The 24,503-nt window shown below is 45.7% G+C and carries 16 protein-coding genes, 1 tRNA gene and 1 pseudogene; 8 read left to right on the top strand and 10 right to left on the bottom strand.

Annotated elements, in window-relative coordinates; translation table 11 throughout:
- Nucleotides 1-584: 584 nt before the first annotated feature.
- Nucleotides 585-3,809, top strand: coding sequence for a TonB-dependent receptor domain-containing protein (locus tag AC566Q_RS04980; protein ID WP_499614352.1), 3,225 nt, complete (start codon nt 585-587; stop codon nt 3,807-3,809).
- A gap of 78 nt (nt 3,810-3,887) precedes the next feature.
- Nucleotides 3,888-5,792 (top strand): alpha/beta hydrolase family protein, encoded by a 1,905-nt coding sequence (locus AC566Q_RS04975; RefSeq protein WP_499614349.1) that lies wholly within the window; start codon nt 3,888-3,890, stop codon nt 5,790-5,792.
- Between the two features lie 75 nt (nt 5,793-5,867).
- Here AC566Q_RS04975 and AC566Q_RS04970 read toward each other — a convergent pair whose 3' ends face one another.
- From AC566Q_RS04970 to pepA, 3 genes are read right to left on the bottom strand one after another with little or no spacing between them, the layout of a single operon-like run.
- Entirely contained in the window at nt 5,868-8,654 is a 2,787-nt protein-coding gene (locus AC566Q_RS04970; RefSeq protein ID WP_499614347.1) for a valine--tRNA ligase, read from the bottom strand.
- Nucleotides 8,655-8,677: 23 nt separating this feature from the next.
- Nucleotides 8,678-9,127 carry a DNA polymerase III subunit chi gene (locus AC566Q_RS04965; RefSeq protein WP_279319848.1) on the bottom strand — a complete coding sequence of 150 codons (450 nt, stop codon included), beginning with the start codon at nt 9,125-9,127 and terminating at the stop codon, nt 8,678-8,680.
- A gap of 6 nt (nt 9,128-9,133) precedes the next feature.
- Nucleotides 9,134-10,639 (bottom strand): leucyl aminopeptidase, encoded by a 1,506-nt coding sequence (gene pepA, locus AC566Q_RS04960; protein WP_279319847.1) that lies wholly within the window; start codon nt 10,637-10,639, stop codon nt 9,134-9,136.
- Nucleotides 10,640-10,889: 250 nt separating this feature from the next.
- On the opposite strand from pepA, the gene lptF reads away from it, so the two are divergent.
- Complete coding sequence (gene lptF, locus AC566Q_RS04955) at nt 10,890-11,990, top strand: LPS export ABC transporter permease LptF (RefSeq protein WP_499614342.1); 1,101 nt, start codon at nt 10,890-10,892, stop codon at nt 11,988-11,990.
- Nucleotides 11,987-13,048: an LPS export ABC transporter permease LptG gene (lptG, locus tag AC566Q_RS04950; RefSeq protein WP_499614339.1), complete on the top strand. Its 1,062-nt coding sequence runs from the start codon at nt 11,987-11,989 to the stop codon at nt 13,046-13,048. The genes lptF and lptG overlap by 4 nt, the downstream gene beginning before the upstream one ends.
- Before the next feature lie 80 nt (nt 13,049-13,128).
- Here lptG and AC566Q_RS04945 read toward each other — a convergent pair whose 3' ends face one another.
- Together AC566Q_RS04945 and cspE are read right to left on the bottom strand one after the other, a co-directional pair.
- A complete protein-coding gene (locus tag AC566Q_RS04945) occupies nt 13,129-13,572 on the bottom strand; it encodes an RDD family protein (RefSeq protein ID WP_499617370.1) in 444 nt (147 codons plus the stop codon).
- A 263-nt stretch (nt 13,573-13,835) separates the two neighbouring features.
- The gene (gene cspE, locus AC566Q_RS04940) at nt 13,836-14,045 is read right to left on the bottom strand and encodes a transcription antiterminator/RNA stability regulator CspE (protein WP_070178316.1); all 210 of its coding nucleotides are present in this window, start codon (nt 14,043-14,045) and stop codon (nt 13,836-13,838) included.
- 879 nt (nt 14,046-14,924) lie between these two features.
- On the opposite strand from cspE, the gene AC566Q_RS04935 reads away from it, so the two are divergent.
- A tRNA-Leu gene (locus tag AC566Q_RS04935) sits at nt 14,925-15,009 on the top strand.
- A 236-nt stretch (nt 15,010-15,245) separates the two neighbouring features.
- Entirely contained in the window at nt 15,246-15,929 is a 684-nt protein-coding gene (locus AC566Q_RS04930; protein ID WP_499614333.1) for a PEP-CTERM sorting domain-containing protein, read from the top strand.
- 184 nt (nt 15,930-16,113) lie between these two features.
- On the opposite strand, the gene AC566Q_RS04925 is transcribed toward AC566Q_RS04930, so the two are convergent.
- The 3 genes and pseudogenes from AC566Q_RS04925 to AC566Q_RS04915 all read right to left on the bottom strand — a co-directional run bounded on the left by AC566Q_RS04925 (nt 16,114) and on the right by AC566Q_RS04915 (nt 19,684).
- A complete protein-coding gene (locus tag AC566Q_RS04925; protein ID WP_499614330.1) occupies nt 16,114-17,319 on the bottom strand; it encodes an IS4 family transposase in 1,206 nt (401 codons plus the stop codon).
- Nucleotides 17,320-17,457: 138 nt separating this feature from the next.
- Nucleotides 17,458-17,658: pseudogene (locus AC566Q_RS04920) on the bottom strand (ATP-binding protein); the annotation flags it as partial.
- Nucleotides 17,659-17,713: 55 nt separating this feature from the next.
- Nucleotides 17,714-19,684, bottom strand: a complete 1,971-nt coding sequence (locus tag AC566Q_RS04915) for a tetratricopeptide repeat protein (protein WP_499614329.1) — start codon at nt 19,682-19,684, stop codon at nt 17,714-17,716.
- Between the two features lie 132 nt (nt 19,685-19,816).
- Between AC566Q_RS04915 and AC566Q_RS04910 the strand changes: the two genes are divergently transcribed.
- Nucleotides 19,817-21,346: a hypothetical protein gene (locus AC566Q_RS04910; RefSeq protein ID WP_499614326.1), complete on the top strand. Its 1,530-nt coding sequence runs from the start codon at nt 19,817-19,819 to the stop codon at nt 21,344-21,346.
- Between the two features lie 303 nt (nt 21,347-21,649).
- Here the strand turns inward: AC566Q_RS04910 and AC566Q_RS04905 are convergent, their stop codons facing one another.
- Together AC566Q_RS04905 and AC566Q_RS04900 are read right to left on the bottom strand one after the other, a co-directional pair.
- Nucleotides 21,650-22,945, bottom strand: a complete 1,296-nt coding sequence (locus AC566Q_RS04905; protein ID WP_499614323.1) for a HAMP domain-containing sensor histidine kinase — start codon at nt 22,943-22,945, stop codon at nt 21,650-21,652.
- Complete coding sequence (locus AC566Q_RS04900; RefSeq protein WP_499614321.1) at nt 22,942-23,640, bottom strand: response regulator transcription factor; 699 nt, start codon at nt 23,638-23,640, stop codon at nt 22,942-22,944. Before AC566Q_RS04900 ends, AC566Q_RS04905 begins: the two co-directional genes overlap by 4 nt.
- 148 nt (nt 23,641-23,788) lie before the next feature.
- On the opposite strand from AC566Q_RS04900, the gene AC566Q_RS04895 reads away from it, so the two are divergent.
- Nucleotides 23,789-24,499: a hypothetical protein gene (locus AC566Q_RS04895; protein WP_499614318.1), complete on the top strand. Its 711-nt coding sequence runs from the start codon at nt 23,789-23,791 to the stop codon at nt 24,497-24,499.
- Nucleotides 24,500-24,503: the final 4 nt, after the last annotated feature.

Genomic DNA, 24,503 nt, shown 5'->3' with positions numbered 1-24,503 from the left:
AATAAATTATTCCGCCGTAATAATGACGTTATTACAAAAAAAGCAACATCGCTGTAACTTTAAGTTGCCAGGGTGACAACCATAAAGCATTGATTTTCAATACAATTAAGGACTGACAGGGAGGGATATAAAAAGTTCCATTTATTTGACAGCAGAATGTTTTTTATTTAACTTTCAGTTTGTCAATTTCTCTAATTTAGTTGACAGGCAAAGCCATCGCAGTAACAACGTCAAATCGCGTTTGTTGGTGGGGTTGTTTAAATATAAATAATTATAGTTGCATACAGATGTGTTATCGATGATTACACGTTTGATATGCAATGATGCGACAGGAGCAGGAATTAACATGGATGTAGAAATAATTAATCCATGTTTTTCTAATGAGGTTTAAGCTTAAAAATCTGCCGAATGTTTCCGCAATCTGCAGGTCGCGGTAAGGATAAGCCCCATTGTAAGTTTGAGAATCGGGAATATGTCGATTCTCATAACTCTCCGTTCGACATCAATACTATAAAACTACGGGATAATCTGGCCTGAAATAGTCTGGATCTCGACAATAATAAAACTCATCCAGGGGTACATAAATGATAAAAACCAACAAGCTAAGCAATGCTATTAGGTATGCACTGCTCACCAGCATAGCTTCTCTAACGACAAACGTTGCGTTTGCTCAAGAAACGCAGGAAGTTGAAGTTTCAGCTAATCAGAGTTCTGATGTGCTGATTGAAGACTCACTTGCAGAAGATTCATTGGAAGAAGTTACTGAGCGAATTCAGGTAACTGGTTCACGAATTCGCCGTTCAGAGTTCTCTAATGCATCACCAATTCAGGTGATCAGTGGTGACTTTGCACGTGAAATGGGCTTGTTCGACGCCGGTCAGATGCTGCAAAACACCAACCAGGCATCAGGTACTCAGATTGATAACACCTTTGGTGGTTATGTTCTGGATAACGGCCCGGGCTCTGCAACTATCGGTTTCCGTGGCCTTGGAGCAGAACGTACCCTGGTACTGGTTAACGGCCGTCGTATGGCACCAGCCGGTGTAGGTGGCGCACCAACGGCACCTGATTTAAACCTGATCCCGGGTGTAATGATTCAGCGCGTTGAAAACTTATTTGATGGTGCTTCTACGGTTTACGGTTCTGACGCGGTAGCGGGTGTATCAAACGTTATTCTACGTAAAGACCTGGAAGGCTTTGAGGTTCAGGGCTCTTATCTTCAGCCTAAAGGTGATGGTGGCGAAGAAACCGTATTGTCTGCTATGTGGGGTAAAACATTTGATAACGGATTCGTGTCTATTGGTGCAGAATACATGGATCGCAAGGCTCAGTCTTATGGCGGCAACCCATTCGTTAAAGGCTGTGAGGAGCGTATCTGGGAAACTGAAGAAGGCGATATCATTCGTCGTTACAGTGGTGATGGCCCGCTTCCACGCGCTGATGACAGCTGTGATATCTTCCCGCTAACAAACCGTATGAGTATCCCGTTCTGGGGTAGTGTTTATCGCACAAATGGCTTTACCAACGTTGGTATTCCAGGCTGGTCAGAAACAGCTGACCCTACCGGCGGTGCACTAGGGCCGGATTATGGTATACCGGGTTGGGTCAATGGTGACTCCGATGGTGACGGCATTGCCGATGTATGGTTCCCTGACGGCAACGGTGACGGTTACCGAGACGTTGACTTCCAGGATCCTATGTATGCTTACGAACAATCTGATTATTTTAAAAGTGGTGACTACAGATCACGTAACAAACGGTATTCACTGCTGTTAAACGGTGAATATGCGTTAAATGATGATAGTGATACGCTGTTCTACTACGAAGGCTTATATGCCAAGCGTGAGTCACCAATTTTTAACCCTGGTGCGCAAATTTTTGAAGTAGTACCAGCATCAAACCCGTTCAACCCTTGTGGTGACTATGGCATCGATTGTCGTGCAGGCATTGGTTTCCCTTATGGTCCGCAGGATGTTCAGCCAATTCTGAATATTCGTGGTGACCGCGATCGCTTCGATATAGAAGTTGAACAGTATCGTTTGGTGGGCGGTGTAACTGGTAACCTGCTATCGTTTGAGAATATCGGCCTGAACAACTGGTATTACGACTTTTACGTTTCCTACAGCGCATCAGAAGGTACCGACTCGCGTCCTGGTATTAGTGAAGAGCGCCTGTTAAATTCACTGTACAATACAGTAGTTAACGATGACGGCACTGTATCGTGCGGCGACGGATGCGTGCCTGTAAACCTTTTCTCTGACAATATTTATCAGCCAGGTGGCGGTACACTTACACCAGAAGAACAAGCGTATCTGATGGTAGATCGTACTATTGGCACAGAAGTTAGCCAGTTCGTGGCAAATGGTTTTATTGGTGGTGACTTAACGACATTACCGTGGAATGATGAAGTTGTTAGTGGTGTATTTGGTTTGGAATATCGCCGCGACGAAATTAAATCAGATCCAAATGACGTTGCCGCTGATGGCTTACTGTGGGGATATTTTTCCGACCAGGGAGCTGATGGTGCCCGTAATCTAAAAGAAGTTTTTGCTGAGATAGAATTACCTCTGGTTCGTGGCGCTGAATTTGCTGAAGAGCTGACATTAACTATGTCTGGCCGTATTTCTGATGAAAGCTTTTACGATCCGGAAAGTACTTATAGCCTGAAAGCGATTTACCGCCCGGTAGACTGGTTTACTATTCGAGGCACTAAAGGTACTTCCTACCGCGCACCTAATTTACGAGAAAGATTCCTTAATGGTACTTCAGGTTTCGCAAGTTTAAGTGATCCTTGTGTTGTACCTGAAAACGCACGGGTAACCGATCCGTTGGATCCAGACTCTCCCATTACCTACAACCCAGCTGAAGACACTCGGGTTCAAGGCGTATTGGACGCTTGTTTAGCCGCAGGAGTTGACCCTACGACGCTGGGTATAGGCGACACTGAAGAAACCCAATTCACTAACTTTGTTAGTGCAGAGGTAGTAAGCGGGGGTTCTGAAGAGCTGGAGCCTGAAACATCATTAGCGAAAACGTATGGTTTCATCGTTGAACAGCCATTCAGTGACGATTTAGATCTGACCTTCTCATTAACCCGCTTCAATATTGAAGTGACTAACAGTATTGCAGAGCCAAGTGCTGGGTACAGTATCGGACAGTGTTACTCTGCATCAGGTAACCCTGCATTCTGTGGACGTATAAACCGGGACGAGAACCAGCAAATCAGCTTCGTAGACTCAAGCTTTATCAACATCGGTTTGTTAACGTCTAAAGGGTTTGACTACAACATTTACTACTCGCAAGAATTTGTTATTGGCGAACAAAACGTTGATGTCAGCCTGGACTTGCAGGCAACTCGCATGACCGAATCATTATACGATGTATTAGGGACTGTAGATGATGATAAAGGTGAGCCTGCTGTACCAGAATGGCGTGGTAGTGCGAGATTTCGCGTAGCCGTCTCTGACTTTACTTTTAACTGGGAAACCCGCTTTATTGGTAAAGGTGAAGAAGACGACTTAGGTGAGTTCGAAGAAGGTACCACTGGTTGTCGCGGCTTGCTTAATTCTGCAGGCACTCCATTACTGTGTCGTCCGGTTGCCTTTACCGAGGATTACTTTGTTCACAATATGAGTATTTCCTATGAGTTTGACACCATTCAGATCAATGCAGGTATTCGTAACGTGTTTAACGAAGCGCCTCCAGCAGTTGATCCAGATGGTTCATTCTCTAATACCAACATTCCTCTAGGGGTTGGTTATGATACTGATGGTAGAACGCCATTTATTAATTTCCGAGCTGCCTTTTAATCCAGGTCATTAAGCAGTTTTTTTAATTTCAAGGGCTTCCGCAGCAATGCCGAAGCCCTTTTATTTAAGGAAATAGTCATGAAAAAAATACTACAACAAAGCATTGTAGTGGCAGGGTTAATAGCAGGAACAGCGGCCAATGCCGAACAGGAAATCTCCGTTGTTGAGAGCTTTGCCATTCAACCCGCTATTCGAAGCGTACAATTGTCACCAGATGGTAAACAACTGGCGCTGGTAAGGGCCACCAGTAAGGATGGCGATTACATTATAGAGATTCATCAGACCAACAGTCTGGCCAAAGAGCCGGTAACGTTGGGCGCAGATAAAATGCGTGTGTCGGGCGTTAGCTGGTTAAACAACGAAAAAATCGGCGTTAGCTTCCGTCAATTGCTTGAGGATCGCGGAAGAAAATACTGGGTAACGAAGTTTGCCGTTACGGATGCCGATGGCAAAGGAGACTGGCTTATCCCATTCAGGGATAAAGGCAACATCAGCTTCTCGATGATCGACATGCTGGTAAATGATCCTGACCAGATTCTGGTTGAGGTTGATATTAACAACAATTGGATCCCGGATGTTGTTAAGTTAAATATTAATAATGGTCGAACCAACACCGTGTTACGTGGGACCACAAAAGTGAGTAACAGTTTTGGGGTAGACAATGATGGCGAAGTTCGAATTGGCCAGGGCTGGAATCGCAGCGAGCAAGCAATAGAAACCTATGTCAGAGCCAAAGGCAGTGATGACTGGATTTTACTGCACTCTGCCAGCGGCGAAGACCGTTCAAATTTTGCTGTTAACGGGTTTAATAATCAGGATCCAGACAAAATCTATGTAGTGGCCAATAATGGTGAAGATACTACCGGTGTGTATTTGCTGGATATCAAAAGCGGCAAATACAGCGAACGTCTGTTTGGCCTTGATGGCCTCGACGCAGACGGTGTGAACTTCGACGATGATGGCCATGTCATCGGTTACAACTATACCACCAAGTTCAGCCAAACCTTCTATGAAGATGCCGAATGGCAAGCAATTCAGGACAGTATTAACGGCTTATCGCCAAAAGGGCGGGTGGCCGTAATCAGTGCGTCGGATGATAATAGTCAGTTAGTGGTTTTGACTCAGGCAGCCAATGATCCCGGCTCGTTTTACTTACTTAGTAATAAAAAAGACCTTATAAAACTCGGCGAGCGCATGCCTTTCATCGATAAATCCAAACTCGGTAAAAACCTTTACATTTCTTACAAGGCCCGCGATGGAAGAAAGATTAATGCTTATGTAACTCGCCCAACCGTTGGCAAAGCCCCCTACCCAACCGTGGTATTACCGCATGGTGGTCCGTGGGCTCGCGATTCATCAATCTTCGACGACTGGTCGCAACTACTGGCCTCTCATGGTTATCTGGTAATTCAGCCAAACTTCCGCGGCTCAACCGGCTACGGTCTGGACCACTGGAAAGCCGGTGATAAAAACTGGGGCTTAACTATGCAGGATGATCTGGATGATGCAGCCAACTTTTTAGTTGCTAAAGGCCTGGCTGATAAAGACAAATTGGCCATGTTCGGCTGGAGCTATGGTGGCTATGCAGCGTTTGCAGCCACGTTGCGGGAACCAAATCTATACCAGTGTACTGTTGCCGGTGCAGGGGTAAGTGATTTGTCCAGAATCAATGCAACGCTTAATGACAGTCCTTTATTATCGAAGCTACAAAAACCGACCATTGATGGTGTAAGTCCTGTCGAAAATGTTGAAAAGGCCAATGTGCCAATTTTAGTGATTCACGGTGATATTGATCAGCGTGTACCTATTGAACACAGCGACATTTTTGTTGCCGAATTAAAACGCCTAAACAAGGAACACAAATACGTTGTTCTTGAAGGCGCTGATCACTTCAGCGATACCCTGTTTTACGACCATAAGATGCAGTTTTATGGTGAACTGATTGATTGGCTTGATAATAAATGCGGTATAGCGCCACAATAACGCCGGTGCATTACAGTTACAAGAAAGGTGAAGTGTCTAATAGACACCTCACCTTTTTATTGCTTGGCTAAACCATTACAACGCAGCAATTGTCTCGTGCTGAGCTTTCAGCTTAGCCAGCTGTGACTCAGAATCGGCCAGCTTGGCTTTTTCTTTTTCAATCACGGCTTCTGGCGCATTGCTAACAAACTTTTCGTTAGACAGCTTGCCTTTAAAGCGGGCTACGTCTTGTTCCAGTTTACCCATGGCTTTAGCAATACGGGCAAGCTCGGCTTCTTTATCAATCAGGCCCGCCATAGGAATAAGTATTTCCATCTCACCCACTACCGCTGCCGCGCTGGCTGGTGCTTCTTCACCTTCCTTAAGCACCGCAGTGGACTCAAGACGCGCCAGGCGGTCGATAAAGGTGCGTGAAATACCTAAACGGCGCTCGTCTTCGCTGCTAACGTTACGCAGCAGTGCAGGAAGTGGCTTGCTCGGTGCAATATCCATTTCACCACGAATGTTACGAATACCTACGATAAAGCGCTTAACCCATTCGATGTCGGCCAATACCTGCTCATCCTGCTTAGCGGCATCTACCGCCGGGAAAGGCTGAACCATGATGCTGTCGCCAGCGTTGAAATCCAACGCACTAAGCGGTGCCACACGTTCCCAGATGGTTTCGGTAATAAACGGCATTAACGGGTGCAGTAAGCGCAGCAGGCTCTCCAGCACATTAATTAACGTATGACGGGTACCGCGTTTTTCAGCGTCGCTCGACTCATCGTTATTCAGTACCGGTTTGGTAAGCTCCAGGTACCAGTCGCAGAACTGGTTCCAGGTAAACTCATAAACTGTTTGTGCGGCAATATCAAAGCGATAATCAGCAAGCGCTTTTTCAAATTCCACCAGGGTTTGCTGGAACTGCGCCCAAATCCACTTGTCGGCCAGGCTCAGTACTAACTCGCCACCGTCACGACCGGTATCTTCGGTTTCGGTGTTCATCAGCACAAAGCGCGAGGCATTCCAGATTTTATTACAGAAGTTACGGTAGCCCTCTACCCGGCCCATATCAAAGTTGATATCACGACTGGTCGATGCCATGGCGGCAAACGTAAAGCGCAGCGCGTCGGTACCGTAGGCATGAATACCTTCCGGGAACTGCTTGCGGGTGCGTTTTTCAATTTTCGCCGCCAGCTGTGGCTGCATCATGCCAGTGGTGCGTTTGGCCACCAGTGATTCCAGGTCGATACCATCAATCAGGTCGATAGGATCCAGCACGTTACCTTTTGACTTCGACATTTTGTCGCCGCTTTCGTCGCGGATAAGGCCGGTAATGTAGATATCCTTAAACGGGATTTTGCCGGTAAAGCGCTTGGTCATCATGATCATACGCGCTACCCAGAAGAAGATAATGTCAAAACCGGTAACCAGTACCGAAGATGGCACAAAAGTTTCCAGCTCCGGAGTTTCTTCCGGCCAGCCCATGGTAGCAAACGGCCACAATGCCGAGGAGAACCAGGTATCCAGCACGTCTTCGTCCTGGTTCAGCTGGACGCCCGCTTCAAGGTGGTACTTGTTGCGTACCTCTTCTTCCGTGCGACCAACGTAAACGTTACCCTCGTTGTCGTACCAGGCCGGGATGCGGTGACCCCACCACAGCTGACGGGAAATACACCAGTCCTGAATATTGTTCATCCACTGGTAGTAGGTTTTATTCCAGTTTTCCGGCACAAAACGGATCTCGCCACTTTCCACTGCTTCGATAGCTGGCTTAGCCAGCTCTTCGATTGCCACATACCACTGATCGGTAAGGTAAGGTTCGATAACCGCCCCCGTGCGATCGCCGCGGGGTACTTTTAGTTTATGATCGTCCACTTTAACCAGTACACCGTCTTCTTCGAGCTGCGCTACAATAGCCTTACGCGCATCAAAGCGGTCCAGCCCCTGATAGGCCACTGGTGCTTCATCGTTAACCTTGGCATCTGGCGTGAAGATATTGATCATTGGCAGGCCGTGACGCTTGCCCATGTCGTAATCGTTAAAATCATGCGCCGGCGTAATCTTAACGCAGCCGGTACCAAATTCCGGATCCACATAATCATCTGCAATAATCGGGATTAAACGGCCAGTGATTGGCAGGCGGATCTCTTTACCGATGTAGTCCTGATAACGCTCATCTTCCGGGTGTACCGCCACAGCCGTATCACCCAGCATGGTTTCAGGGCGCGTAGTGGCTACTACAATGCTGCCGCTGCCGTCGGCCAGCGGATAGCGCATGTGCCACATGTGGCCGGCTTCTTCTTCGTTAAGTACTTCCAGATCGGATACCGCGGTGTGCAGTACCGGATCCCAGTTAACCAGACGCTTGCCGCGATAGATCAGGCCATCGTCGTGTAATCGTACAAAGACTTCGGTGACCGCTTTGGACAGGTTATCGTCCATAGTAAACACTTCACGGTCCCAGTCTGGCGAGGTGCCTAAACGGCGCATCTGACTGGTGATGGTGCCACCTGAGTGTTCTTTCCACTCCCAGATTTTGTCGATAAACGCTTCGCGACCCAGATCGTGACGGGTTTTGCCCTCAGCATTTAACTGACGCTCAACCACCATTTGGGTGGCAATACCCGCGTGGTCGGTTCCCACCTGCCACAGCGTATTATCGCCTTTCATACGGTGATAACGGGTCAGCACGTCCATAATGGTTTGCTGGAAGCCGTGGCCCATATGCAGGCTGCCGGTAACATTAGGAGGCGGCAGTAAAATACAGTAAGGGTTCCCCGTTGGCGCTTCATCGCCCTTGGCTTTGAATAAGCCTTCGCTTTCCCAGCGCTGATAACACTGTTTTTCGATCGATTGGGGTTCGTAGGTTTTGTCCATGGAGTGTCTCGAAAAGTCTCTTTTTAGGCCGGCAGGAATTGCATCTGGCAACCGGCTTGTTGAAATTGTTTGTAACGCTCGCGGGCTTGCTGTTTGGCCGTTTCTTCTACCGGCACAAAATCAATAATTTGCTGAAACTGGTTGAAGTTATCCACCATTTTTCCGCTAACGTTAATCAGACATTGTTTGCGTGGCAGCGACTGAGGCTGCCAGACGATTTCTACCGGTGCGCCGCCATTGGGGCCCTCACCGGCAAGGTTGTGCGGCACAAATCGCGCCGCTGGCAATTGCCATAAAAGCTGATCGACAGCTTCGGCCTGAGCCTGGTCTGCGCACAGTACCACACTCTTTTTCTTCTGCGAATAGAGTTCGGCGGTGAGTTCGCAGGCTTTGGCGCACACCGCAGGTACACTCTCGTGCCCTGCGGGAGAAACCGACGCCTCAGCCAGTGCGTAAAATCGAACGGCAGGCATTAACCTTTAATCCTCTGCGCCTAAACCAGCACGGTTCATCAGGAACTGCGCCAGCATAGGCACCGGACGACCGGTTGCGCCTTTATTCTTACCACTGTTCCACGCAGTACCGGCGATATCCAGGTGCGCCCAGTTGTATTTCTTGGTAAAGCGCGACAGGAAGCAGCCAGCAGTAATTGAACCCGCCGGACGACCGCCAATGTTAGCCATATCGGCAAACGGGCTTTCAAGTTGCTCCTGATAGTCATCCCACAGCGGTAAACGCCAGGCACGGTCTGATGCCTGCTCAGAGGCATTTAATAACTCGTGAGCCAGCGGGTTATGCGTACTCATCAGGCCGGTAGCATGCTTACCCAGCGCAATGATACAAGCACCGGTTAAGGTGGCTACATCAACCACGGTTTCCGGATCAAAGCGCTCAACATAGGTAAGTGCATCACACAGAACCAAACGGCCTTCCGCATCGGTGTTTAACACTTCAACCGTCTGGCCCGACATGGTGGTTAGGATATCGCCCGGGCGATAAGCGTTAGCATCCGGCATGTTTTCACAACCGGCCAGAACGCCAATAACGTTGATTGGCAGATTGAGTGCCGCCACCGTATGCATAACACCCAGAACGGATGCTGCACCGCCCATGTCGTACTTCATTTCGTCCATACCATCGCCGGGCTTCAATGAAATACCGCCTGAGTCAAAGGTAAGGCCTTTACCCACCAGCACCAGTGGTGCCTGATCATCAGCGCCGCCTTTATGATGAATAATACTCATCAGCGATTCATTTTCAGAACCACGGCCCACGGCCAGGTATGAGTTCATCCCCAGGTCTTTCATGTTGGCTTCGTTAACGACTTCCACGCTAACGCTGCCATATTCTTCAGCCATTTGCTGCGCCTGCTCCCACAGATACGCCGGGTTGCAGATGTTTGGTGGCATGTTGGCCACGTCTTTAGTCACCTTAACGCCCTTGGCAATGGCCAGGCCGTGCTCAACCGCTTTTTCACCCACGGTGAGTTCGCGACGGGTTGGCACATTGAAAACGATTTTACGCAGTGGACGACGCGGTTCGCCTTTCTTGGTTTTCAGTTGCAGGAAGGTGTACAGAGTATCCTGTGAGGTTTCGACCGCCTGGCGTACTTTCCAGTAGGTATCACGGCCTTTCACGTGCAGCTCGGTTAGGAAGCACACGGCTTCCATTGAACCGGTTTCGTTGAGGGTTTGAATGGTTTTAGCAATGATCTGTTTGTACTGACGCTCATCCAGCTCGCGCTCTTTTCCACAACCGACCAGCAGCACCCGCTCGCTTAATACATTGGGTACGTGGTGGAGCAGCAACATCTGACCGGCTTTACCTTCGAGGTCGCCGCGGCGCAGCAGATTGCTGATGTATCCTTCACTGATTGCGTCCAGTTGTTCGGCAACGCCGGACAAACGTCGCGGCTCATAAACACCCACCACAATACATGCACTGCGTTGTTTCTCTGGACTGCCGCTCTTTACGTTAAACTCCACTGTATCACCTCTTTTTGTTCTGTCTGATTGGCCCGGAACAATTTTACATGCCGTTTTGCCTTGCTTTATGGTTTAATACGCACGAATTCAATCCTGCGTAGGGCGCGTCAACGTGATAATTCACGGCTCAGGCAAACGCGCCTTCCGGCACCAACGGTTAGTTATTACTGGCAAAACTTGTAAAAATGGTAAGTTTACTCAAAATTATAGCCGCTTTCACTAAAATTCCGACTTTTTGCACAGGCCAGATATGCTGATATTCCGCTATCTGCTTAAGGAAACGCTTAAATCGCAAATTGCCATATTTTTAATATTGATGGCAATTTTCATTACCCTGCGATTTGTCCGTGTTTTGGGAGACGCCTCAGAGGGTGACATCCCGGCCAGTCTGGTGCTCGGCTTCCTGTCTTTATATGCTCCGGTACTCGCTTCGCTGGTTATTCCTATCAGCGCTTTTTTGGGGATTATGATGGCTTACGGCAGGCTGTATGTAGACAGCGAAATGACCGTAATGCGCGCCTGCGGGATCAGTGAATGGTATGTCACCCGCGTAATGTTATTTTTATCGTTCATCATTATGTTGGTGACTGGCGTTGTTACCCTATACCTGGCACCGCTGGCCGCAGAGAGCGAATATAACCTGCGTGAGCAAGCCAAGGCAGAAGCCGGTTTCAGTGCCATCATCCCTGGCCGATTCCAACAAACCGGCAACCAGGAAGCCGTAATATTCGTACATGATATTGGTAGTGACGACTCACTTCAAAAAGTCTTTCTGGCCCAGCAAAAAAACGAAGGTGATGAGCAGGTTCGGGTCGTTTATGCCGAACAGGGTACGGTTAACAAAGAGCCGGACGGCACCCGTCAGCTCATTCTGAATAACGGTAATCAGTACGAAGGTGAACAGCGCCGTCTGGATTTTCGGGTGGTAGCTTTCGATGAATATCAAATCCAGATAGACGACCCGGAACAGCAGCAAAAACGTAAGAAGGTGTCGGTGATCCCTACCATGGAACTGCTTGAAGATGGCTCCACCGAAGCGCTGGCAGAGCTGCAATGGCGGCTGGCTATTCCGCTATCGATTCCTTTTCTGGTGCTTATTGCGGTGCCGCTCAGTGCGGTAGATCCACGCCAGGGGCGCTTTGGTAAGATGTTCCCGGCGATTCTGTTGTATCTCGGTTACTTTATGCTGCTACTGGCCAGCCGGCGCGTGCTGGAAGACGGTAAAATACCTATCCAGCTCGGCTTGTGGTGGGTACACGGCATTATGCTAATCATTGGCTTTACCCTGCTCGCCCGGGACCGTAAGTTCGGCACCGAGATTAAAGCCATGCTGAAGCGGAGAAAGTCATGATCCGCATTCTCGACTGGTATATCGCCAGAACCTTGCTGGGTACAGTGACGGTAACCCTTTCGGTATTGATTGGCCTGAGTGCCCTGATCAAATTTGTTGAGCAGTTGCGTAAGGTTGGCGAAGGCAACTACGACATGCTGGCCGCACTGGTGTACGTGCTGCTTAGTTTACCCCGGGACCTGGAACAGTTCTTCCCGATGGCAGTATTGCTTGGCGGACTCATCGGCATGGGCGTGCTGGCCAGCAACAGTGAACTGGTGGTTATGCAGGCGGCAGGCCTCAGCCGCTGGAACTTAATTACCTCAGCCATGAAATCGGCTGTAGTGATGATTATTGTGGTAATGGCAGTGGGCGAATGGGTAACGCCGGTGAGTGAATCCCGCGCTAAAGAACTGCGTACCGAAGCCATAACCGGCGGCTCGTTGTTCTCATCCGATAAATATGTGTGGGCCAAAGACGGCGATCATTTCGTGAGTATTGGCCAGGTAATGAGCCGCGATTCATTGCAGGAAGTCACCATCTACCGGTTCAACGATGGCTTACAACTGGACAGCATCACCAATGCCAGTGGTGGCTTTTACGAACAAAACGGCTGGACACTGACGCAGGTGACACACACCTACTTTGGCGCAGACGCCATTACCGCCGATGTTCAGCCAACCTGGCGCTGGGACTCATCTCTGACGCCAGACAAACTGGGTATCGTAACCGTAAAGCCCGAGGCGTTATCAATTCAGGGTTTGCAGGAATATATAACCTACCGGGCCAATAACAAGCAGGATACCAGCCGCTACGAGCTGGCTTTATGGCGTAAAGTGCTGCAACCGGTTACCGTAAGTGTAATGCTATTAATGGCGCTGTCGTTCATATTCGGACCACTGCGAAGTGTGACTATGGGTGCGCGAATTATCATGGGCGTATTAACCGGCTTTGGCTTTTTCATCACCAATGAAGTATTTGGCCCACTGAGCCTGGTTTACAACATTCCGCCGGTACTTGGCGCGCTGCTACCGAGTATTCTATTTGCAGCCGTTGCTGCAGCACTACTCTCCAGATAAATCAAGAAATCAAGGGGTCAGAGTACATGAATGAAGTTCATTCATGTACTCTGACCCCTTGATTGACCCCTTGATTTTAATTACCAGCTCTTGTGATTATTCTGTTCTTTAGTCAGTTTAAGCACTTCGGTTTGTGCCAGCCGGTCTTGCAACGATTGCTTGTTCTTTACGTCTAACAGAACTAACAAAGTACCCAGTCCGCCAAGAGAGGCGATTAATCGCAGCACAAGTCGGCCCCACCCTACCGGCTCGTCGGTAGTGCTGTATATGCGTAACCGCCAGGCGCGCATCCCCAGCGTTTGACCGCCGCGTTTCCAAAACCATAAGAAAAAACCGGCGACCCACAAACCAACCCATACCTGGATCAGCGTTTTATACATCACAGACTCGCCAAGCAATTCATTGGGTTCACTGTAACCCTGTAAATCAAGCCAGCCGTTCTTCAGTGAGACCACCAGCACCACAATCAACACCATGGCCGCACACATGCCTACTGCCGTAGCTACCAAGGCATCGTAAATCATGGCAGCCAGACGTCGCAAAAATCCAGCACGGGCAGTTTGCTCAGCCTGTTGCGATGACTGATTGGTTTGTTTTGTTTTGGTGTTTTTTACTTTTTTAACCATGGCTTGCAGTGTGTCTGACAGCGATGGGCGCAAGTGTGCCACAGTTCAGAGCAAAAGTAGACGGTTAGCGAAAGGACGGGATGCGGAAAGCGAAAGAAAGATTATCTGGCGCCAGAAACAAAACAGGCACCCGAAGGTGCCTGTTTATAAGAACAACTGTCTTACAGTACTACTACGTCAGCAGCCTGTGGGCCTTTGTTACCTTGTTCGATAGTGAACTGAACGTTTTGACCTTCAGTTAAGGTACGGAAACCGTCAGATTTGATCGCACGAAAGTGTACGAATACATCTTTGCCGCCGTCAGCCTGAGAAATAAAACCGAAACCTTTAGCTTCGTCGAACCATTTTACTGTGCCTGTAGAAGTAGACATAGATAACTCCAAAAAGTAATAAATTTAAGTGGTTGTAACAACCGGTGTTGCATTGAAGGGCTATCTGTTTTGCGGCAGGCTTGATTCAGTAATCGTATCTAATGTGAATCGCGCAAGGGACTTACAATGGATCAACGGAACGAGCAATATTCAAATATAATAGAACCTTTCAAAGGCAAGTGGATTCTAGCACCCTTATCTGGCTGTGTCAGGTTATTTTTTAAACTTTTTAAAAATATTTTTTAACACTCTCTCCTTGAGCGATTCCACGGGAGTTCAGGCTGTATAAATAAAAAACGTTGATAACCAATAAGCTTACACAGGTTTCATTACTCTTTCTAACAATCAGACCCTAAACAGCATAATATTTAGTCGCTTATTGAAGAATCACTAAAAAACGCTTGTCAGCCTCTATGACATCGTTATAATTCTCAGCCTGACTGTTGCGCAGTCACAGCACATCTATCAGTGCCAGAGTGGCGGAATTGGTAGACGCAGCGGATTCAAAACTAAACGCGTCTAACAATTACGATGTGGCAAGTCATTGAAAGGTATAGCACCTTTTGACTTTAACAAGCTAAAAATTGCTTGCAAAGATTTGCAAAGAAAATTAGAAGTAATTATGCTTTGCAAGGCATGGATACCAAAGCCAGAGTGGCGGAATTGGTAGACGCAGCGGATTCAAAATACACTTTAGTTTATTGTTATTACCAAGTAATATCATTAGCTTAGATTGACTTTGCATCCTGTACAAGTGTTGTATAGTGTTGTATAGTGCTGTATAGTATTTGTAAGGTTTCTTCTATACTTAATTTAACTTTGTAGATAAGTATAAAATCTACACCTCTACTCATTCTAAGTAGAGAGCACTCCAAAAATGGCTAGGTGGTGGAATTGGTATACACACGGCATTCAAAATGCCGCGCCTTCGGGCATAAGGGTTCAAGTCCCTTCCTAGCTACCAACATTTTGTAAAATATTATTTTTTAGTATCAGTATTATCAATACTAATAAACCAAACTTTTCTGAATTTATTTTCTGTATAAAAAACCAACACGTAATGTCACGTTTTTTTACACTGTTATGATTCCCCATAATACCCTCCCTTAAATTCTCAATTAAAACAGAGGCTTGCAGTCCTGGTGCATATATTGCTTTTGTTTCGCCGATTTAATTCTGTTTTACAAAAAAGGACTGAAAATGATAAAAAAGATAATACCTGCGCTTAGCCTGTTAGTGCTTTCTCAAACTGCTTCGGCAGGAATAATCACCGATACATCTAACTCAAGTTTTATTGATCAAACCACAGGGTTTGAATGGATGGATTTTGGCGTTAATAATGGTGATTCTTATAACACGGTTATTTCTCAACTAGGCTCAGGTGGCACTTATGAAGGATGGAGAGTTGCATCTCAAGATGAAGTATATACGTTATGGACAAATGCATTTACAGGTTTAGGTGCTGATTCTGAAAGGAACGCTGGAAATTTGGATGGGAGAAATGAAGTTAGCGATAACGACTCACGTGACAATACCGTCTTAGATTCAATATTTTCTATGATGGGATATAATCGTTTGAGCTATACTTATGGTGCTCCATTTTTACCTGTGTTTGATTCGTTTGGTCTTTTTGCAGTTTCTGATACAAATAGTTATGGTTATTTAAGTCTGAATGACCAGGATTACTCACGCGGATCATCGAGAGATTCGGCTAGAATAGGTATAGGTAACGGTACTGCCCTTTTTGATATAGCACAAGAACGTACCAGTACTATGCTGATTAGAGATAGTGGTGCATCAATTTCTGTTCCCGAACCATCTTCTATAGCCATTATGAGCTTGAGTCTTCTAGGCTTAATACGCTTTCGTTCAAAAAAAGCATAAATTTAAATATTAAGTTATTTCGTTATGGCACTTTCGGGTGCCATTTTGTTTTTTTCAATATAAAATTTTATTAACATAGTGTTAAATGTAAAAATCACTCACCCTTTAAATTATTTATTTTCCATTGCTCAGCTAACCATTATGAATAGTTATGCTACTTAAACCTGAGGGATCCCCACGAATTTTAATTCCAGCACAAAGCATACTCCTGCGTTGTCTTTTTGAAATAGAGAATAGCGGATAACCAATGTTTTATGGTTATTCGCAGTTCACTTTGGTGAATTAACCTGGCTGCCATGTAACAGTAGCTCAGTACTCGTCTGTGCTTGATAGTGTTAGCTTGAAAGTGCTTTGCCAAGCCCGCGAACTCTGCCGCAACACCAATAAAATTCATGAGGAACAATGCTAATGTGCCAATTAGAGCGAGCACCGCTAATCGTTGAGGACTGCGTGATTCATGCAGTGACATTCCTAAACCAAACCGAGCGCTTTTTTGGTCACGGAATCCTTCTTCAATCTGCATACGGGATGCATAGCATTTTACTATAGCTTGCGCTTGGACGTCAGAATCTGTTGGTAGAGAGGTTGCCAGTAACCATGGCTCACGCGAGGCCGCGGCCGCATCTCTACTAGGCTTATCACGCCTTGATTGGCCGAAGCGATTCAGAAGCTTTCTGTTTTTAGGTGGTATTTTTATCAAGACCCAATTGGCTACCAATGGGTTGGTTTTGGTAAACATGATGTTTTGCCACCACTGTGGTTTACTCTGAGCTTGAGCATAAATTTCTTTGCAAGACATCCAGTTATTGCCATTGTCTAAGGTATATAGGGTACGGTTTCGGATTCGACCAACATAGTCCCAATTCAAACTCAGCACATGTCGAAACCAAGGCACCCGAAAACCTGCATCGGTGACGATGATAGGCTTACAACCTACTGGCAACATACTTTTAAGCTGTTTGAGAAACCTCAAATGTACAGTGGACTTCTCTTTGTGACAAAGTGGATGCACCTGTTCATACAGCGTAATCGAACGTCCCTCAAAAGCTAATGATGCTCGTAGTAAAAAGTGACGTCGACAGGCATCTAAATCTGACCAATCTACTAGGATGATAGGACGAGGCTGTGATGCGACGACAAGTTTCACTAATTCCGCATAAATCATCGGAAGCTCACCATATAAATGCTTATTAGAACACAGCCTATCAGCGCGCTTAATCCTATGTTTTTCATAGGCTTTGCTACTTATCCCACGGCCTAGCTGAGTGACTGTTAGCTTGCTTTGATACATCGCACTTTTAACACAGGATCCCAGTGCCTTTCGACGTTGAGAGTGCATATTAGGCGTGACGAGTTTGATGAAACGGGTTAGGATTTGCAGAGCATTCATGGCGTATCCTCGAAAGATTTGTTTGGCGATAGATCTGATCACCGAACGCCATGAATGTTCCTTTCGATTTTATCTTTTTGTTTCAGCTAATAATTTTGTGGGGATACCTCAGATTCTGACCCCTTTTATCCTTTTATCTTGCCCAAAGGGTAAATTGCTGGTTAGGACAATAGAGCCTTTTTCATAGCGTTTCGCTATCACATCGAACTGTAATTTTGATTCATGTGCACTGAATGGCTGATAACCTACTTCATCAACAATGAGTAATCGAGGAGATTGCACTGAACGTTGCATGATGTTTTTGTATTTATCCTGGCGCTGTGCAGTCGCGAGTTGCAGGTAATAGCACTGAATTGGGGATTAAAATGAAGGCGTATCTGGCGCAAAAATAATATTACCTGAAATCTGGAGAAAGCCGGTACACAGGACAATGTTCTGCAGCTTCTTCGAGCAATACGTTTGCCTGAGTCGTTTCGTCCAACAGTTTAAATGCCAATGCTTTTCTTAAATAAGCAGGGGGGGAGAGCTCAGTATTGCTAAGCTTCTTAAGCTCGCTAAGCCACTGTTCGTGATTTTGAGCGTCTGCTATTAACTGAATTTGATAATACAGGCGATACACTTGGTCATCCAAAGAGGTGTTGTCTCTTAGGTGGTCCCGCTCAAGAATCTTTAACGCTGTTCTAGAGGCTTCTTTGGCCTCTTCTAGACGATTGAGTTGTCTATATGCTTCGGCTAAATCTCCCCATTGTTGATGTATTCCAGCGTCTTGGTTACCAATGAGCTCTTGTACTTCAAGTCTTAAATCTAACGCCCGCTGATAGTCGCCTTGATAATAGTGAATAGCAGACAGCCCTTCTAAGGGCATATATGACTGAGGTGCCAATTGACGGGCAGTCTCAAACTTTTCTTGGGCGACGTCTAACTCAGACTTGCAAAGGTACATAAACCCCAGATTAGATAGAATTAATTCATTGGGCTTTATCGCAACCTGGGATTCCCAAGCCTTTATTGCGTTGTCTTTGTTGCCACTATAAAACTCCATAATTGCTAGCAGTTGAAAAGGACGCCAGTAATCTTCAAGTACCAATGCAGCTTGACGGGCAAAACCCAAGGCTTGATTTAGCTCATCTTTATCACCAGAACTGCGATACAAGTTGAAATATACGGTGGCCAAACCCATTAGTGCTTCAACATTACTGGGGTGCTCTTGAAGTAGGGTTTCAAACTGCGACCTAGCGAGGTCTCGCTGGCCAGTTTTATCATGTAAAAAGCCAAGAACCGTCTGAACATAAAGGTTATTTGGAGAAAGGGAGTTTGCTTGATGACATTGCTTCGTGGCTTGCTCCAGTAGCGCTTTTTCGTTTTCTCTCCAACTCTCATGGATGGATATCTCGCACAATAATCCATGCGCCGGTCCATAAAACGGGTGGTCACGCAGTAATTGCTCAATTAAGTGCTGTGCCTCGTTTAGTGCTTCAAATGACTGATAGTCTTCAATCAACTCTCTGGCTTTTAAATAATTGCGTTGCTGGCCTAGGCTCAGCATCGCTTTGCTCTCAATCGGTTTTTTGGTACGAACAAGAAGGTAGGTGTCTTGTTTTAATCTTTCTTGCACATAAGGGGTGGAATACAAGGTGTCTAACTGGTCTTGCTGGCTGATATTTTCCACCGACAATACTTGATCAAAAGTGCCATCAGATAGGTACAGCCTGATACCATTGTAGCGGCCAACAGAAATCGATTCTACCATTAAAACCCAATCACTCTGGAACGACTTAATGAGATCAGAGGGACTCTCTTGAAAGCTGTTTAGAGCAAGCGGGACGACAGTCACTTGAAACTGCTCGCTATAAAGAGTGCTTAACTTTTCTGCAATGAGGTAAAGCCGTTTATCCTGCGGGTAAATCAATAAGCTCTTTTTCATGCCCGGCAAACTGAAAGTTGAGGAGGAAGAGGGGCCTTGGCTCAGAAATCCGATACCCGCTAAAAAAACGATCAATAACCCCAAACCAATGTACAAAGGCACGCGAGTCTTGGGCTTGCTTTCTGAGGTTGGCTCGTCAGGCAAGGAGGTGGAGCGCTCCTTGTCTTCTGAACTCTGATACAAGGTGTAGGCTTTTACATTGAGCGCAGCAGCTATTCGTTCCAACGATTGAGGCTCAATGAGTATTCCTCTAAACGCTTTACTGACTAAATCTCTAGGTGCTGAATCAATACCTTCAATAGAAGCAATCTTTTCTGCCAATGCAGCTTGGGTTTTAAACCCTGATTGACGCAAAGCCTGTTCTAATTTCGCCCTAGATGCACGTACGCCTCTTTGCCGCGTTCTTTTTTTGTTATTCCTTGTATTGCTGCTACTTGGCACTGGTTGCCTGCTCCTGAAGACGTTAAATCCGTATAAATCCGCTTATCTGCGTTTAGCTGCGGATGCATGGTTTTAAGCCTAAGGCAAAGATGGTTCACGTTCAATTCCACAAATTAAAAAAAGGAACGTTAAATGAAAAGCTGCATCATCAAAAACGGCATAGTGAAAAACCATGTATCAAAGCTAGCTGTTATTTTTTTCTCTTTGTCACTATCCAACCACGCGCTGGCAAATGAAGCGGATTGTATTCAGGTTTACCCCTGGGCAGAAAAAGGCTATGAATGGGTTAGAAATGAAAGAGGGGGCTTTCATCAAGGCAATCGAATAATTAAGGCATTGGAAGATGAGTACTTTATTCCGGTATTCCATAAATCCTTAACTGAATTTAGTGAGAGTGACCTGGGTGCCTTGCAAACCCATCTCAATACTTGTCATAAAGCCGGTCGTGAGCTGGCACATAAAGCGTCAAAAGCAGGAGACCGAGCAACGGGGCAGGTGTATGTAATGGCGAATCAATTTATCGCCAGCGTACTGCGTTCAAAGTTAACTCAAAACCTTCCGTCAAACTTCATTAATACTATGTTGAATCAGCAAGGTAATTTAGTGAAAAGAAAAGCGGCTATTGCCGATGCTGAACGTGCACTGAGCAAAGCCCGAAGCCTTGCCGCCAATTCAGATAGCTTGTTGTCATTGGCTCAGATGAAAGTTGCACCCTATTTGGTTTTTTTAAGTGAAGAGCACAAAAGTGCATTTCTTGATGAAATAACCAGTATTAACGCAGGTCTTAAAAAGCAGCTGGAGCAACAGCAAATCGCTGCATTTGACAGCTATGAAGATTCTCTAGCGGGTTTAGAGGCCTTTTTACAGGACAGAAAACCTAATAGACGCACGCGGGAGCGTATGAGAGGCAGTCAATCCAGAGAATTGGAGATGGCTATTCACGCCAAACTACAAGGTTTGTCAGAGGCCGCTATTTCAGATGCAGTAAATCAATTGGAAGGTTTTGACTCTACTCTTGAAGGGTTGCGATCGTTAATCAAGTTCCAGCAACGTGTCACATTGGCCCTGCGTCAGGCCAAAGCCATGGGAAATTATCGCTTTGACAAAGCCTATAAAACCAAGCTGGATGAGCTAGCTACAGCATCACTGAAGGAGTTTGAACAGGAGCTGGCGAGTTATGCCGTCAATAAGAAAAGCCTGACGACTATTAATCGCGCGGTACAAAGCCTGTTTTCTCAGCAACCATTGCCGGCCAACATTGAACAGTACAGAAAGGTCGCTTTGGCACAGGCAGAATCTATGCAAATTGCACTGACTAAACAGCGTTGCTATCAGGCTATTGCTGGCGTTCAAATAGACATGGACGACTTGGATGTCGGGTTATTGGATGGCAAAGGGGCCAGTACATTAGGGTTGTTTGTCTGTCGACTCGATGATCGAGGTTATGAGCTTATTAGCTATCAAGCACCAGGCTTTATTGGCAACACCCATGTCTTGAAGGTGAAAACCCCAAGAGGGATAACGTTAACGCTCAACTTAGAGCCATTGGAAGTCAACGAAGGTGAAGAATTACTGGTAGGCGTATTAGCAAAAGATGTGTCACAAGAAACAGAGTTCACCATAGCTCAGTGGCAGGATTATGCCCAACAATTGATCCCGTAATACTGTGTTTACACATGTGCAGGTGGTGACAAACTACCTGCACTCTCTTGCAAATACTGACGTATTGATAGAGCTAATAAATCAGATTTTGGACACGCAAAAACTGTCAGTGCCGGTTTGCCACTACACTCCCCGTCAATTCCTTGTGAAGTTAATCAATCTTCACAAGGAATTGACCCTCTGGTACCACTATGCAAACTGAGCCAACGAAAGTCGGTTTTTTTGTGTCTGAAACATAGCATAATGGCTCTACCCCTTGAATGAGAAATCAGTATTCACATCGTTATAATACGCATGTGTTTTTCAATCTAAGCTGGTCACTGGCAACCAAAAGGTGAACTCACTGCCTTTACCTGATTCGCTTTTTACCGTTAGATCCCCGTTATGAGCCAGTGCGATCCGCTTGCATAAGAACAACCCCAAACCAATACCTTGGTTTCCTCTGTTATTGATATCATCTGACTGAGAAAAAGGCTCGAAGATCTTTGACAAAAAGTTGGCATCGATCCCGCAACCAAAGTCTCGTACGACAATGAAAAGTTTGGCCTGTTCTCGTCTACACTTAATTAATACCGGACTTGCAGAGTCTGAATGTTTGAGCGCATTTTCAATCAAATTCCGGACCAAAAACTTAAAACGACCAATGTCAATATCTATGGTTATTTCAGGGAGAGAACCTTCCAAACTAATGTTCTCGGCGTTATCAAAGCTCCCAATGATGTCCATTAAGACATTGGGAAAGAAGTAGGTTTCCAGATTTAGAAGTTTTTGGGGGTCTCGCAGGCGTTCACTCTCAAGTAATTGCTCTACAATGTCATCCATTTTATTAATTTCACGATTGAGCTTTGAAACAGTCTCATCTTTGCTCAGTAATGCAAGCAACACTTTCATTCTGGCCATAGGTGATCTCAATTCATGGCTTACAGAGAGCAATAATTCATTCTTGGAAGCAAACAGCTCCTCTAGATTTTCCGCCATTCCATTTAAGCCGTGCGTCAGTTTACCTAAATCATTTCGAGGATGACGAACAATACGATACTTGAGATTACCGCGACTGATGTGTGTCGCACTGTCGATGGCACTTTTAATTGGACTCAATTGAGCATTCAACATCTTGTAGCTGACCACCAGCACGCACAGGACTGCTAACCAGGGCCAGAATACCAGCCAGTTGGGATAGATAATTAAATTCGCTATCTGTGAAGTTACGGCAATGGTTGTTTCGTTTGATGATGTAAATATAAAGTATTTCGAGCCTACTTTTGAAAAAAACAATTTACCCAGAGGTATGGCGTTTTCCATCAATTCAGATGGCTCCGGAAGAGACTCGCCTGTTTTCCAGACCTCATTTCCGCGATGTATTTGTATGGCAACGCGATTACTTTTTGCTTCTGTTTTGAGGTGCTCGATATCAATTGGACCAGAGACCAGTTTTGCCATCATTTCGTGCAGCGTTTCATTGCGATCTTCAACAATTTTTTGTGCTTCTTCTTCAGATACGGCAAAGCTACCAAGCACCACCAACATGACCAACAAAATAGTTGTGAAAGTGAATAGTAAGAAAAATCTGGAGTACAGGTTTAGGTTGGGTAGGGTCATATGGGAGTCGCTATAAAGGTGTATCCAATACCCCTGATGGTCTTAATAAATCTAGGGGATGCTGCGGAGTCTTCTAGCTTCTGCCTGAGTCGACTAAGTAAGATGTCGACGGCACGTCCGAAAAGATCTACCTCCACACCTTTGAGAGCGCCCGTAATTTGTTCTCGATTAAATACTTTTCCTGGATTTGTTGCCAGAGTATGAAGCAAAAGAAATTCCATTCCAGAAAGTGATATCTCGGCACCATCTACTTTCACTAACTGCTGTGCTGGATAAATGTCCAAGCCAGAAAACTGAATGTGTTCATTTACATTAGATTCTGCCTTTTCTTCACTCTCGGTTCGGCGCAGTAAGGCCTGAACTCTCGCTAATAATTCCAACGGCTCAAATGGCTTTGGTAAATAGTCGTCTACTCCTATTTCAAAGCCGTGGACTTTGTCTTCCAACCTACCTCTTGCAGTAAGCATAATGATGGGCAAAGCGTATTTTTCTCTGATTTGTTTGCATAAAGAAAAGCCATCTACTTTTGGCATCATGACGTCCAGCAGCAGGAGTCGAGGCTCCTCCTTTTCTAACTGCGCAAGACCTTCAAGAGGATCATTGGCAAAACAAAGTTCGAAATGATGATTTTTGAAAAACACGCGTAAGTTGGCTGTCAGTTCTTCGTCGTCATCAATCATAAATATCTTAGTCATACAAAACGATTAATCCATTTGCTAGATGTAATACTCCATCATCAAAAAAGTAAAAACAAACCATTACGGCTGATTGTTACACTATGTTACCCAACAAGGTAGGAGAAGAAAGTATGATCAATTTGAAATTAATTGATTGGAGCTTTCTATGTCAACTACAAACCTCTTTTCAGATAGTCGCGCAGCAAAAATATTAGCCAGCCTAATGCTGATTCAAATGGCCATGGGCCTGATTTTGAACTTTCATTTTCTTAAACCAATATTGCGTTTTGACGGTTCAGCTACTTCTGAAGAACTCACTTTCATTTTGGGTTGTGCGACGTTAGTAGCTTTACTTATAAGCTCACTTAATTTGATTTTCGCTCTGTTGTTGCCAAAAGAGAGGGTGATTGAACATACTGAGATCTTTGTCCCTATCATTGTTTTTGCTACCGCTGGGATTGCACTTTGTGCCGTTGAGTACGCCAGGCTCGCAGAATATGTCACCTTCTTAACATCTACCGATTTTATCAATGACGCATCAAATGATTCGACGTTAACGCCCTTAAAAGAAGTGCTTGCCACGGGGCGAAATGAAGCGCACTTCATTTCCATATTTATGTCTAGCTTCAGTTTGATTTTTTTCTATGGCTTGATGCTGAGAGCCAAAATGCTTCCATCTCTTTTGGCCGGCTTTGCTTTGATGGCAGTAGTGTTGCAGCTTGTTGCGGTAGGCCACACTTTCTTTGCCTTATCGATTCCCAATATTATTCAGGCTCCCCTTGCGCTTACTCAGCTTATTGTTCCTATTTACTTAATCCTTTTCGGATTTCGAAGTATTCAAGTAAGTAGCAGAAACAATATCGAACAATTTAGCTAGGACG

The organism is Alteromonas sp. H02, from assembly GCF_059682525.1.
Note: the sequence above shows the minus strand (reverse complement) of the source record. Positions and strands in the feature narration are given on the sequence as shown.